Source organism: Bradyrhizobium sp. CCBAU 11357, from assembly GCF_028128865.1.
GTDB lineage: Bacteria > Pseudomonadota > Alphaproteobacteria > Rhizobiales > Xanthobacteraceae > Bradyrhizobium.
Window position 1 is genome coordinate 118,850 of sequence record NZ_LBJW01000101.1, and the last position, 13,305, is coordinate 132,154.

Annotated in this window: 10 protein-coding genes; 3 read left to right on the forward strand and 7 right to left on the reverse strand. The window is 58.0% G+C overall.

The window, feature by feature from the left end:
- The first annotated feature begins 225 nt into the window (after positions 1–225).
- Entirely contained in the window at positions 226–1,878 is a 1,653-nt protein-coding gene (locus tag XI05_RS19395; protein ID WP_271504643.1) for a putative Ig domain-containing protein, read from the forward strand.
- A gap of 10 nt (positions 1,879–1,888) precedes the next feature.
- Here the strand turns inward: XI05_RS19395 and XI05_RS19400 are convergent, their stop codons facing one another.
- Positions 1,889–3,016, reverse strand: coding sequence for a polysaccharide pyruvyl transferase family protein (locus tag XI05_RS19400; protein WP_271504645.1), 1,128 nt, complete (start codon positions 3,014–3,016; stop codon positions 1,889–1,891).
- 434 nt (positions 3,017–3,450) lie between these two features.
- On the opposite strand from XI05_RS19400, the gene XI05_RS19405 reads away from it, so the two are divergent.
- On the forward strand, positions 3,451–4,251 hold the full coding sequence (locus XI05_RS19405) for an FkbM family methyltransferase (protein ID WP_271504648.1): 801 nt from the start codon (positions 3,451–3,453) through the stop codon (positions 4,249–4,251).
- Between the two features lie 92 nt (positions 4,252–4,343).
- Here XI05_RS19405 and fcl read toward each other — a convergent pair whose 3' ends face one another.
- From fcl to XI05_RS19435, 6 genes are all read right to left on the reverse strand, one after another.
- Entirely contained in the window at positions 4,344–5,300 is a 957-nt protein-coding gene (fcl, locus tag XI05_RS19410) for a GDP-L-fucose synthase (protein ID WP_271504650.1), read from the reverse strand.
- Positions 5,281–6,363 (reverse strand): GDP-mannose 4,6-dehydratase, encoded by a 1,083-nt coding sequence (gene gmd, locus XI05_RS19415; RefSeq protein WP_271504654.1) that lies wholly within the window; start codon positions 6,361–6,363, stop codon positions 5,281–5,283. The genes fcl and gmd overlap by 20 nt, the downstream gene beginning before the upstream one ends.
- Entirely contained in the window at positions 6,356–7,915 is a 1,560-nt protein-coding gene (locus tag XI05_RS19420) for a lipopolysaccharide biosynthesis protein (protein ID WP_271504657.1), read from the reverse strand. Before XI05_RS19420 ends, gmd begins: the two co-directional genes overlap by 8 nt.
- A gap of 13 nt (positions 7,916–7,928) precedes the next feature.
- Positions 7,929–9,029: a glycosyltransferase family 61 protein gene (locus tag XI05_RS19425; RefSeq protein WP_260372248.1), complete on the reverse strand. Its 1,101-nt coding sequence runs from the start codon at positions 9,027–9,029 to the stop codon at positions 7,929–7,931.
- A gap of 177 nt (positions 9,030–9,206) precedes the next feature.
- Complete coding sequence (locus tag XI05_RS19430; RefSeq protein ID WP_271504659.1) at positions 9,207–10,550, reverse strand: glycoside hydrolase family 16 protein; 1,344 nt, start codon at positions 10,548–10,550, stop codon at positions 9,207–9,209.
- Positions 10,551–10,691: 141 nt separating this feature from the next.
- A complete protein-coding gene (locus XI05_RS19435) occupies positions 10,692–11,885 on the reverse strand; it encodes an acyltransferase family protein (RefSeq protein WP_271504661.1) in 1,194 nt (397 codons plus the stop codon).
- 138 nt (positions 11,886–12,023) lie between these two features.
- On the opposite strand from XI05_RS19435, the gene XI05_RS19440 reads away from it, so the two are divergent.
- Positions 12,024–13,304 (forward strand): hypothetical protein, encoded by a 1,281-nt coding sequence (locus XI05_RS19440; protein WP_271504664.1) that lies wholly within the window; start codon positions 12,024–12,026, stop codon positions 13,302–13,304.
- The last annotated feature ends 1 nt before the right edge of the window (position 13,305 follow it).

Genomic DNA, 13,305 nt, shown 5'->3' on the forward strand with positions numbered 1-13,305 from the left:
CGCGAACTTGTCTCTGCTGACAAGGACGCGGCACGGCTGCCATGCTGGTGACCATTTCATATTCTTGTCTCGTAAGCACAGCGAAATCTGCGGCTATACCGAAAGCCGCCCGCATTCGGACGCCTTGGATCGAACCAACGGCTCCTCACCGACGAGTGACCATGTACCTGGCGAAAGTCGCTCCGGTCTCAAGCAAGAGAGGCGTGGATGCCATCAAAGCGTCGAATGAACAGCACCATTGCAGCATTGTTCGTCGCATCATTGGTTGTCGGTGGCTCAGTAATTTGTCTTGGCCTGAGCAACGATGGTTTGCGACAGCGCCTGCAATTCGTCCCGCTGTTTAAGGAACGCAGCCAGGTCGTCGGCGGCGCCGTCATCGGCCAGAACGGCAGCGGGTTGTATGCGGGCTATACGCTGTCGTGGGGTGATGAATTCAACACTCTGGATATCGTGGGTCCGGCAAACCCTCGCGGCAAGTTCTTCCCGACTGGCGCCTATCATCCAGGCATCCGCGGCAATACCACGTCGCTCGGGACGGCTTTTGATGCGGACCCGCTGACCACAGGCTACAAGGACCGCAACCGCGGCGTCGCGGTCGGCTTCGACAATATGTCGGTCTCCGGCTCGGTGCTGCGCCTCGGAGCGCGCAAGGCAACAGCGCGCGAGCAGGCATTCCTTACGCCGACCGACCGATCCATCAACGAAGGCGTGCGGCCGCACCTCTCCGCGATGATTCATACCGCCGGGGCGTTTGCATACTACCCGACCACCAACGCCGTCATCATCGAGATCCGTGCCCGGTTCAGCCCCAGGCTTACAAATCCGGGCGGCTTTCATCCCGCGTTCTGGACCTATTCGGTCGCACCCGTGCTCAATCCAACCGGCAACGAGTGGGATCTGGAATGCAACTCCCAAGGGATGCACTTCAGCAATATCGTCCATACCTCGGGGGCAATCTCGACCGACAACAGCGCCGGACCATTCGACTATATGGACGGCACGTTCCACGTCTTCAGCTTTGTCTTTCGAAACGGTGGGAACACCCAACTCTACGTCGATGGCGCGCTTCGATCCCAGTTTGCCGGCGTGGATTCGAATACCAAGAATATGCCCTCATTTGTGCTGCTGACGTCACACATATTCAATAACACGTTCGCGGGCGAGGCGTACGACGCTGCAGCGTGGGCCAGCTCGGCGACCGGCGCCTATCTCGATGTCGACTGGATCCGCGGCTGGCGGACGACGGGCGTCAAGCATTGGAAGCCGCTGGTTTCGGTCGCAGATCTCAATATCGATTACGACGGCAACGGCACGATTGTGCTACCGAGCGCCAAGGCGCTCTGGGGTGATGCGAGCGTTACTGAATTCGTCCAGGCCGTACCCTATGACAGCTCCGAACCGGGTATGACGGAGCAGACGACGTTTACGCAATTCCCGGAAGGAATTTCGTACGATCCGGCGTCCCGCACGATCAACGCGGACTTCACCGCCGGCAAGGGCAATGCCGGACGGTCTCATGTCGTCGTTTATGGCTACAAACCTGACGGCTCAACGATGGAGCCGCTGCGATTCTCCATCAATCGCGGCCCGCACGTGACGACGCGCTCTCTTTCAGCAGCCGCAGGCGACAGCTACCGCCACGACATCTATAAGGAGTGCGATGTCGGAGTCATGATGCCGAAGATCTTCTCCGTCAAAGGCCTGCCGCAGGGGCTCGCCTTCGACCGTTCCACCGGACTGATCAGCGGCACTCCAACCGCAACAGGGGTGAGCAACCTGACAATCTCCTGCGCAAACAATGCGGGCCAGACCACAAACACGACCACAACGTTGACCGTCCACGCGCACGATCCGGCGGGCCACCCGAACGGTGGATGATACTCGACCCTCAACCTCGATCCGGCGGGGCCGAACTACCCTGGCAGATGTCCAGAAAGTTTGCGAGGGCGTCGTCCACACTGGTGCTCAATGGCCGGCGCAGCTTTTCGAAGGGCTTGCTCCACGCGTCGACGAACGTGCTGATTTTACCATAGTTGTTGTCAAGGACCGAGTGCGGAACATTCAACAACACGCAAAAGATGTGGGTGTGAAGCCGGTCCGTGATCACGTAGGCCGACGATCCAACCTGCCTCATGCCACGGGCTACACGGTTCGACGCCAGAAGGTGAAACCACCGAATGCGCACGTCGAGTTCCGACGGCGTCCTGCCCTTGAGCACGAGGAGCGCCGTCTCAAGCAGCGCCTTGACAAATAACCACTTTCCCAAGCCTCGCTGTTCGATCAGCCAGTCCTCGACAACTGCAAAGTTTGGGAGCGGCGGAAAACGCTTCTGCTCCACCTTCTCGTGATCGGTTCGGAGCAGCAGCAACAGTTTCCTGGTTATTGCCGCTGGCGAGTTCTGCGCCCCCAGACAGAACGCCATGTCCGGGCAGAGATCGACGGGCGCCGTGAATTCCTTTGTCGCGATATTCAGACTTTGCACGTCGCGGACCAGAATCCGGAACTTTTTATGCGAGTTGATGATTTCCGCGGCGCGCTTGAGACTTGCGGCCGAGGAGAAGTGTATGGTTTGCGGCAACTGGATGATCTGGCGATCCGGAAACTCCGACAGAAGCCTGAGCCGAAACTCCTGATGGCTGGGCCACAGGTCGCCGAAATTTCCCCCACCATGGATAAGGATAGGTCCGGCAGGAACGGCTCTTTCAAACTCTTCCTTTGACCAGGTGTCATAGGTGCAGACGTAGGACGGTGCTCGGCCTAGCTTCTTCTGCAGATAGGTCTCTTCACCCAACCATATGGCGCTGTCGCCCACATTTGAGTGGTTGGGGAAATCCACCAGCGCAAACTTCTCGACACCCTCCAGATGAGGCCCGATGACCTTTTCGATCTCATCCTGCATTTCCGCAATGAGTGTACGAGAATCCTTCATGGGAATTTCGGCCATCGTCCTGAGTTCGGTCCCGTCGGTCGCATCACAGCATCGAACGGTTTCCGATGCATCGGCAAAACTTCTCATTCGACTAATCCACTTCTGCCATTGCCGCGCCAAGGACGCGCTACGGTTGCGCGAACGACGCATCTGCGTGCCGGCAGCGAGAACGCCGGACGTTTGCTGCGAGCTTCCCGCGCCAGTCATTCGATCTTTTGCGCTCAGCCGGCTTCTGCCTCTTTCACGCTCTCGTGCCTCTCTGGGTGTCCCCCTCGCCGATGCGGAAAGCTGATCGGGTTCCAGACACGGAATAGATCGGCTTAGCAGCCAAAAGGCAAGTCTCGGCAGCGCTGCCGATTAGCGACAACACCGCACATATTCATGACAAAAATCGAATCTATTGAAGTCCTAAGGCAGGCAAATGAGTTGATCGCAACGTACATAGGCAGCGAGCCTAGGGGAATGCCGCTTCTGGCAGCAAGCCTGCACCCGGGTGCGTTAGCGAGCTCGGAGTAAACCGCATGATCGGTTTGTTGAAAGACTACGTAAAGGCTCGCCTGCTCGATAACGACTTTATGATATCCGGCACCTCAAAGGAGGAGGAACTCAGGGAGTTCTTCCGGGACCTTTTTCCTGTCGTGACGGACAAGAAATTGATTCGATTGGGCGGATCGGCTGATGGCGGCTATCTGGTTCCGGACGATCTGGATGGATGCGTCGGCTGCTTTTCGCCCGGCGTCTACAACGTCTCTGACTTCGAGCTCGGCCTTGCCGAACGCGGCATCCCGTGTTTCCTCGCTGACTTCTCGGTGGATGCACCCGCGATCCACAATGACCTGCTCGATTTCGAAAAGAAATTCCTCGGAAACGAAAACAACGCCAGGTTCATGACTCTAGAGAACTGGATGTCGAGGAAGGGCCCTCAGACCGGCGATCTCATCCTCCAGATGGACATTGAAGGCGGCGAATACGAGGTTCTCATCGAGACGAGCTGCGACAACCTGAAGCGCTTCAGGATCATAATCATCGAGTTCCATTCCTTGGACAGAATTCTCAATCCGATCGGTCTCACGCTGATCGGCGCTGTTTTCAAGAAGATCACCAAGCACTTCGACGTCGTACACATTCATCCAAACAATTACTTCAAACCCATCGAGTACAGGGGCTTCAAGGTCCCGCCGATCATGGAATTCTCGTTCTTGCGCAAGGATCGCGTTTCTCAACGGACCCCTGCGAGAACGTTTCCTCACGAGCTCGACAGGAGAAACGTCGCCGACAGGGATGATGTCGTGCTGCCGAAATGCTGGGTCGCTCCAGAGTGATCGCCCCGTGGCCGCACCGATGAATCGCGCCAGCCGCTGAAAACGGGCGCGCCGATGCGCGATGGTTGGCTCGCAATGACGAGGCGGGGTCCCTACTCCCCCGCCTGACGGTTCTCGCTAAGATATGCCTGATAGGCCAATTTGAGCCCATCCTCGAGCGAGGTCTTGGCCCGCCAACCCAGTTTCGCCAACCGGTTGACCTCGAGCAATTTGCGCGGGGTGCCGTCGGGGCGCGAGGTGTCAAAGCTGATCTCGCCGGAATAGCCGACGGTCGCCGCGACTAGACGGGCAAATTCGGCGATCGCAATATCCACGCCGGTGCCGATGTTGACGAGCTCGCCGCTCGAATAGGTTTTCATCAGATGGATGCAGGCGTCCGCAAGATCGTCGACAAAGAGGAATTCGCGCCGCGGCGTGCCGGTGCCCCACACCACGACATTCTTCGCCCCTGATGACTTGGCTTCATGGAAGCGCCGGATCAACGCCGCGACGACGTGACTGTATTCGGGATGATAATTGTCGCCGGAACCGTAAAGGTTGGTCGGCATTACACTGATGAAGTTTGAACCATACTGGCTGCGATAGGCCTCGACCATCTTGATGCCGGCGATCTTGGCGATCGCGTAGGGTTCGTTGGTCGGCTCCAGCGGGCCAGTCAGCATCGACTCTTCGCGCAGCGGCTGGACTGCCAGTTTGGGGTAGATGCAGGAGGAGCCAAAGAACATCAGCTTCTCGCATCGATTGACATGCGCAGCGTGAATAACGTTGGTCGCAATCGCGAGGTTTTCGTAGAGGAACTCGGCGCGCAGCGTATTGTTGGCGACGATGCCGCCGACCTTGGCGGCAGCAAGGAACACTGCCTGCGGACGCCTTTCAGCAAACCATCTATCGACGGCGGCCTGATCACGCAGGTCGACTTGGCTCCGCGACACCGTCAGCAGCTCGACATTCTCCTGCGCCAGCCGCCTCACCAACGCGGAGCCAACCATGCCGCGATGGCCGGCGACGAAGACGGTCTTGCCGGCCAGCTCAAATGGATTGCTTGCCATTGGTGACCTCTCGCCTGGCCTCGAGCAGATCGGAAGCCACCATTTCCTTGACGAGTTGCGCGAACGGGGTTCTGGATTTCCAGCCGAGCTTCTCGCGCGCCTTACTGGGGTCGCCGATCAGAAGATCGACCTCGGTGGGACGGAAATAGGTCGGATCGATTCGCACGACGATCCTGCCTGACTTCTTGTCGATTCCGGTTTCCTCGACGCCCTTGCCCCGCCATTCGACTTTGCGGCCGACTTCGGCAAAGGCGAGCTCCACGAACTCGCGCACCGAGCGGGTCTCCCCGGTTGCCAGTACGAAATCGTCGGGCCGGTCGGCCTGCAGGACCATGTGCATGCCTTCGACATAATCCCTGGCATGGCCCCAGTCGCGCTTGGCCTCGAGATTCCCGAGATACAACGTCCCTTCGAGGCCGGTCTCGATGCGGGCAACGGCACGTGTGATCTTGCGGGTGACGAAGGTTTCGCCGCGGATCGGGCTCTCGTGGTTGAAGAGAATACCGTTCGAGGCGAAGATGCCGTAGGCCTCGCGGTAGTTCACCGTAATCCAATAGGCATAGAGCTTCGCCACCGCGTAAGGGGAGCGCGGATAGAAGGGAGTCGTTTCCTTCTGCGGGACTTCCTGCACGAGGCCATAGAGCTCGGAGGTGGACGCCTGATAGAACCGCGTCTCCTTTTCCATGCCAAGAATGCGGATCGCCTCCAAAAGCCGCAGCGTTCCGATCGCGTCGGCGTTCGCGGTGTACTCCGGGCTCTCGAAACTGACCGCCACATGGCTCTGTGCAGCCAGATTGTAGATCTCGGTTGGCCGGATCTGCTGCATCAGGCGGATCAGGTTTGTCGAATCCGTCATGTCGCCGTAATGCATCAGGAACGGCACATCGCCGGCATGCGGATCCTGATAAAGATGATCGACACGGGCCGTGTTGAAGGACGACGACCGCCGCTTGATGCCGTGGACGATGTAGCCCCGGCCGATCAGATACTCGGCGAGATAGGCACCGTCCTGACCGGTGACGCCCGTAATCAGCGCGACGCGGCGCTTCGACCTTTCATTCATATTGCTCACCCGACTGCTTAATTGTCATCGACGATTTTCCCATTTTCCCGAACCTGTTGGCGATTGCGCCGAGGATACGCAGGATCTCACGCTCGGGCCCGGCCGGCGAGCCTGCCGCTCGCCAGAATCCAAAGAGTGACCCGACATAGGCAAGCGCACTCACAAGAACAACAGCGACCAATCGAGCATAGACGTGAGACTCATGGCCAACCGATGTGGTGAAGGCCCAATTGGTCAGAAGACCGACAATGATCATCGTGCAGGTGGACAAAGCGGTCCTCAGATTCACGAGAAATTGCCGGGAGACAGAGGTGTCGATCAACTCGCGGACCAGGACCATGTTGTAGACGACACCGCCGAGCGTAACCGCCACGCGAGCGACCAGCAGGCCAAGTAACCCTCCTACCCACAGGCCCGCAACAATGACAGGCAGCCTCACGATCAGGATCGCAACGTCGCGATGAAATAACCTGCGCGTCTGCCCAAGCGCCAGACCAAGGGGTTGGACGGTCGCGCTGAGCGTATGCAACGCGATTGCACCACCGAGGAGCTGGATCACGATTGTCGCGCCTGCCCAGGCCTCACCCAGCGCGAGCGGAACGAATTGATCGGCGATCAACGCGAAACCGAACCCGGCCGGAAAGGCGATCGCACACAGCATTGCTTGGGCCGACAGATAAGCTCGTTGAAGGGCGGCTTTGTCGTCCCTCAGCCTCACGAACGCCGGAAACAGCGTCCCGGCAAGCGGATTTGTTGCTTCGCGTGTCGGCGTCGCGGCCAGGTCGCTGCCCAGCACATATCCACCCAGGGCGGATTTCCCGAGGAAATATCCGATGATGATCTGGTCGAAACGCCAGTTCAGCGTGCTGACGGCCTGTCCGAGCGATAGCCACACAGAGAACGAGAATAGAGTGCGGCTGCCCTTTATCCGGAATTTCGGCCGGAACGGCTGGATCAGATAAGAGGCGACGACATCGATGAAGTTGGCGACGACGGCTCCGGCGATCAGCGCCCAGTAGCTCCTGAAGCAGATAGCGATCCCGGAGGAGACGAGGATGGTAGCGAGCGCCCGGCTGCTGCTCGTCACAAATTCCTGCCAGAAGACGAGTTGACGCTGCATCATCGCAAGCATCGGGTTTCGAAGGCCGGATATCACAATCGAACAGCTCAGGACCAACAGAATCGGAATCAAACGTTCATCGCCGTAGGACACTGACACCGGATAGGCGAGCAACGACAGCAAGAGTGCGAGCAAGCAGGCGCGAGCCAGGCTCAACGTCCACGCGGCGTGGAATTGATCTTCACTTGGATCCTTGTGGTGAATGAGTGCCGATGCCAGGGACAGTTCCGTCATCGACGTCAGAACAGCAATGATGGCCGTCGCGACGGCAACCAGGCCGAAATCTTCCGGCGTGAGCATTCTCGCCAATATGAGGGTGTTCAGGAAGCCGAGAATGGCAACCACCAGCCGGCTGACGCCGATCCAGGCAGCTCCGATGGCGATTGAATTTTTCGACAAAGGAGGCGCCGTACGCGCACCAATACCGACCATTTTCAATGCTCGTTCATTGACAGATGGCCTCCAGTGCGCGCTCCAAAATGTCAGGCGCAACCTTGAAATCGAATGGACTTGGCCCAAACGCTCCCTGCGGGCGCGTCCCGTGACTGTCCCCCACGATGTAAGAATAGTCCGCGCCCGCGGAGGTTGCGATCGTGTAGTAGTAGGGGTGCACGTGGTCTGAAGGAATCAGTTCCAGCACTTTGGTTCCAGGCGAGCAGAATACGAGATTGGTCAGGCCCGCACCATGTGGGCCAACGACAATCGAGCATTCGGAGAAAAACGCCGCTTCATCCTCGACATCATCAAAATTGTAAATCTGGAAGCCGAACTTCTTCAATGTAGGCATCAGCTCTTGTTCATTGGCGACCTTCCTTTGCCCTTTGCGTGGAACGTATACGCGTCTGTCGTGACGAAGCGGCGACTTGGCGACCTGCAAGCGGAAGAACTCCGTAAGCCATGGCGCGTAATTCCGTCGCAAGCCTGGAAACGAAGTGCCGATCACGAGATCGGCCTGGATATCCTCCTGGCCTGCCCACACGCACTTGTGCATTGGAATTCCAAGCCGGCGAACGAGTTTGGTTGCCGTGTCGGACGCAGGCTTGGGCAAATAGACATAATCGACGTCGTCGAGCGACAGGCCACTTTTCTGAAATAGCGCCAATCGTCCCAGGCAATCGAGCAGGAAGTGCCCATAGTTTCCTCCGGCGAAATCACTCGCCAGCGAGAGACAGGTGCCACCTAGCGGCAGCGGCGTCCCGTAGGCAATTGATCGTGGATGGCGCGAGAACGACGATCCGTACCAGGTGCTCTCGTACAGCAGCGATCCATCCTCCGTCACGAGCCAGCCGTCGGGACCGAGGATGCGAGCCTTGTCCAGGCGGAGAATGCCCAGCTCGGGCATTCTGTTTTCAACAGTTTCACCAAAACCTGCGTCGCGGCTGCCGAATCGAACCGGCGCCTTCCGCGCCAGGACCTCTTCCTCGACGGCAGTCAGCCAAGTATGCGGATGTTCACTTCGCCACGCGCGATGATCACAAAGCCGGCTCGGGCTGCCGCGCAACGCACCACGGAGGATTTGCCTGACGGCGCGAACCTTTGAGTTCATGGACGACTACCCATGCAAGAGACACCGACCGTGACTGGCAAGCCGCATGACAGCTCACCTGCCACAGCCAAAGCAAAATTCAGACCGACCTTCGGACAGCGCGCCGATCGCAATCAGCGGTACTCGGCTTGACCCAGATCACACCGAGTTGTGCTCACGCTGGATGCAGGCCTGCGATCAGCGGCGCACATGTAGCGACAATAGACGGCAAGATCTGGCTTTTTTTGGTTGGACAATCGCGGTGTCGCAAGCAACTGGGACTTCTTTGGGGCCGATCTCGCCCGCGACTTCAGCCGTCAGTTTGCTGCCCAGCAGATAGTTCCCTTCCCGCGGCACAGCCGGCAGCCCAAATTCGATCACGCTGACGCCATCTTCCCCTTGCTTGCGAGAGACCTGTTGCAGCGGCTTCTTTGCCGATGCGACCATAGCGCCGGTTGTTGCGTCGAAGACGTACGCATGAAGCGTTCGATTTGTCGGGTAGTCGTCCGGAATCTTGATCGGAATTTCGACCTTAAGCGGATCGGTTGTGCTCAGCGGCAATACTCCCGCATTCGGCTTTTTGTCCGCTACCACATTCGTAACGTTGAGGAATGTTGGCTTCGGCATGTCGTTGAGCGCTGCCCTATATCCAAACTCATTCGGGTCCGGCGTCATGTCGCTCGGACCGCATTGTCGGCTTCCCCGCTCGGAGGACGTGAACTGGCAGACGCGAACGTAGTCGATCTTGAACGTCTGCGGGAAAGCCGCGTCATCGATCCCATGCCGGCCGGCCCAGGCTGCTCCGCCGATGGCGTAATTGAGATCGATGTGCGCCGGCGGCCCCAGTTGGCCGTCCTTCCTGAGCCACTGGTACATGCGCGTGTAGACGAGACGGCCGTCCCAGAAGAACGAAATGCGGTCGGGAGCCCAAACGAAGCCGGCAATATGCCAGTCCTTATTCAGATCCTCCTTGCTGACCAAGTCCTGAAACCGGAGCACGAACGAGCTGTCCACATAAGTATAGGACTGCGGCGTCCACTTATCTTTACTCATGGCATTCGAGTGCAGCATGTTCGGCTTGTCTTCCACGCCATTGATGACGTACTCGAAAATGTCGATCTCCGGCGGATGCCAGAACTTTCCATCGATGTCGTAATCGGCTTCGAGCCAGAATGCCGGCCACGATCCCCGCGCATTCGGAAGAAAGACCCGCGCTTCATAGTAGCCGTAGTAGAATGTCTGATGGCTCCGGATCATCGCGGAATCGAACGTGTCGGTCCCCTCATTCTTCTTTGCAGTCAGGTTCAGCGCACCCTCGGACAACACGTGGTTGTCGCGGTAGCGCTGCTTTTCGTCGTTGAACCGATCCATCGTCTCATTGTTGTAGATGTACCGGGTGGCCCATTTGGTTCGATCAAGCTTGTCGCCGTTGAACTCATCCGAAAAAACCAGCTCCCAGCCAGCACACCAGGCCGGCGTTGCGGATCCGAGTGCAACGATTATCGAGGTGACACAAAGGACTTGCTTGCACACTGCGATCATCAACGAGATCCTTTCGGTTCGGCTGTTGGCCCCGGCTGGGAAACGCTGTGCCGGCGCAAGACGATGGCAGCGATCACGCTGTCACGCCGCAAGCCGCCACAATCGAGCCCACGGCTCTGCCGGCTTTTCCCGAGTAGAGAGTCAACTTGCGATCGTTTTGGGGCGGTCACTTGTCGAACAATCAAGAACAGTTGACTGTTCCCCGATCGGGCTCCCTCCTTGGGTGCCGTCGAGTGCTTGACTGATCGGCCGGACTGCCGGTTTCGCTTGAGAGGTCCTGTCGAGCCGCTTTCGAATCTGTCCCGTCGCCTTCACTTCAAGGAAGCGATGACTGATCGTCGCAAGGATAAGCGACGGCGGAAGCGAGACCAGGAGGAAAAACAGTTGCGATCCGCTCCCCAATGCGTCGACGATGCCCGTTCGATACATGATTAGCTTGACCCCGGCCATGACGATCGGCGGCCAGAGATAAAAACTGAAGCTGATCGTCCCCAGCCATTGCATCACCTGCCAACGCAGCATTCTTCCGAACAGCCCGTTTCCTCGGGACATGCCAAGCAGGAAAATTGTCCCGAAGACGCCACCAAGGACAACAAATGGAAAAGCAGAGATCCAGTCATGGAATGACAAATATGCCGGCGTGACAAAGCCAACGTAGTCTGTTGCGCTGGCAAGCTCGAGGCCTCTCCAGACAGTCAGGAACAGCACGAAGAAGATCGCCGGGTACTTCGCCAGGGATTGCAACAAGGTCGACGATAGGTACTTCTCCGCAATGAGCACGCCACCGATCATCAGGAGCGCGCGGGGATAGTACACGAGCAAGATCAGCGAACTGACGGCCAATGCCAGCGCCAGCGGCCGATTGACGCCGCTGATCAGGAAAACGATGGCACATACTCCATAGAACAGGAATTCGTATCCGAGCGACCACGCGGCTGGATTGATCTGGATGATGTCGATGAATGGAGGCGGCGCCAACAGATTTGCCGCGACCAGCAGCAGACCTGGACCCTTTCCTGAAAGCCAGCCAAAAATCGCGATCGCGATCACGGTCGCCCAGAGCACAGGAAGAATCCTGGCATAACGATCAAGAATAAAGGTCACGACCGAGGATGCCCGATACAGGCTTGGCAGAATCACGATTCCACTGATGCCGAAGAAGAACTCGACACCGAATTTTCCGGTCTGCAGCGCTTCTCCCAACAGCCCCTTGGCAAAAAGATCGAACGTGGGCAGTCCGGAATGAACGACGTGATAGACGAATACCATGAGGCAAAACAAACCTCTGGCACCATGAACGTAAGGGTTAATTCTGGCGCTGGCGTTGTGTTCCATGTGGGAAGTCGCTACAGGCTCTAGTATAGAGGGTGAACAGCCTCACGAGGGAGACCAAGGTCGATCGCGATCGTTCCCCTGTGCCCAGACGCACCCACCAACCGAGGCGCCAAGAAACAGTAATCGACGAGTCCCAACATGGTGAGCCTCGACACATTCCCAGCCAGAACCTCGTCTAACAAGCGCGCTGCAGTAGCGTCAAGCGACGAGACCAACAGCGTCATTTTCGCGCATATCGCCTTCATTCTGTGCATTTGTATGCAGCGCTTCGGACTCCTCATCGGAACCGGACAGATCTTCTTTTCGCTGTTCGGATTCTTCGCGCTCGTCGCGTGGGGATGGCGGGTTGGCCTGGTGAGCATTCGCGGGCCGCAGACTCTCGCATTCGGACTCGTCGTCGTCTGGTTTCTCTTCAGCGCGGTCGCCGCAGCCGAATCTCCCGATCGCGGTGTGGAGACCAGCCCGGCATCACTTGCGATGGTTCTTGTCACGAATTCGCTCTTCCTGTTCGGACCTTCGACGAGATTCTCGAACCAGGCGGTCCTTCCCGTCTTCCTGTTCTATGTTCGCCTGTGCGCCGTTCTGGCGATCGTCCAGATCATTCTTCAATTCGGCGGAATACGCATCTTCTCGTTCAAGGATGCAATCCCGGCGCTCGATCCGGTCCTCGTCGAGTCCGCCTACAATCAAAACGCGGTGGAATTTTATGGGTCGTTGAATCGGCGCGCGAACGGGTTTTTCCCGATGGAGCCCGGAGCGCTGTCCCAATTGCTCGCTGTAGGTGTGGTCGTCGATGTGTTCATTTTGCGGCGACTTGCCTATCTTCCGCTATATGCCATCTCGTACGTGCTCACTCGGTCCGGATCGGGCCTCCTGGTGCTCGTCGTGTCCCTCGGTGTCTATCCCCTGATCGCTCCGCTCAAATCACTGCGGGTTATCGCCATCGGGGCAGCCGTTGCCTTGTTGATCGGCACAACGTACCTCGTTGCGCCGGAACCTTTTGATCCCATCGTTGGCAGGCTTGATGAATTCAGTTCAACCAAGTCGAGCGGCTATGCTCGCTACGTGGCGCAACTACAGACGTGGGACTATCTCTTTCAGACCGACAGAGTGCTCATCGGCTCGGGGCCCGGCGGATTGGAACGCTCGCCCGCCTACTTTGGCGGCAGCGGAAATCCCGTTCTCAAACTCGTCGCGGATTACGGGATTATCGGGCTAGTGATTTTCCTGTTCTATCTCATCCTCTCGATATTCAGGAAAGACAACTCGATGCTCGCATTGACGATGCTTGCCTGCTATCAGCTCGGCGGCGGCAATCTCGCCATGGCTCCATTCCTGATCATGATGGCGATGCTGTGCGTATGGTCGCAGCCGCCAGGCGCCGGCCTGACGTCGATCTGTCGCAAAGCTGCCGTCTGAC

Coding starts and splice junctions, on each gene's coding strand:
- XI05_RS19400 (WP_271504645.1), bottom strand. CDS start 3,016: ATGAGAAGTTTTGCCGATGCATCGGAAACCGTTCGATGCTGTGATGCG.
- XI05_RS19420 (WP_271504657.1), bottom strand. CDS start 7,915: ATGGTCGGTATTGGTGCGCGTACGGCGCCTCCTTTGTCGAAAAATTCA.
- XI05_RS19405 (WP_271504648.1), top strand. CDS start 3,451: ATGATCGGTTTGTTGAAAGACTACGTAAAGGCTCGCCTGCTCGATAAC.
- XI05_RS19395 (WP_271504643.1), top strand. CDS start 226: ATGAACAGCACCATTGCAGCATTGTTCGTCGCATCATTGGTTGTCGGT.
- XI05_RS19425 (WP_260372248.1), bottom strand. CDS start 9,029: ATGAACTCAAAGGTTCGCGCCGTCAGGCAAATCCTCCGTGGTGCGTTG.
- XI05_RS19435 (WP_271504661.1), bottom strand. CDS start 11,885: ATGGAACACAACGCCAGCGCCAGAATTAACCCTTACGTTCATGGTGCC.
- XI05_RS19430 (WP_271504659.1), bottom strand. CDS start 10,550: ATGATCGCAGTGTGCAAGCAAGTCCTTTGTGTCACCTCGATAATCGTT.
- XI05_RS19440 (WP_271504664.1), top strand. CDS start 12,024: ATGGTGAGCCTCGACACATTCCCAGCCAGAACCTCGTCTAACAAGCGC.
- gmd (WP_271504654.1), bottom strand. CDS start 6,363: ATGAATGAAAGGTCGAAGCGCCGCGTCGCGCTGATTACGGGCGTCACC.
- fcl (WP_271504650.1), bottom strand. CDS start 5,300: ATGGCAAGCAATCCATTTGAGCTGGCCGGCAAGACCGTCTTCGTCGCC.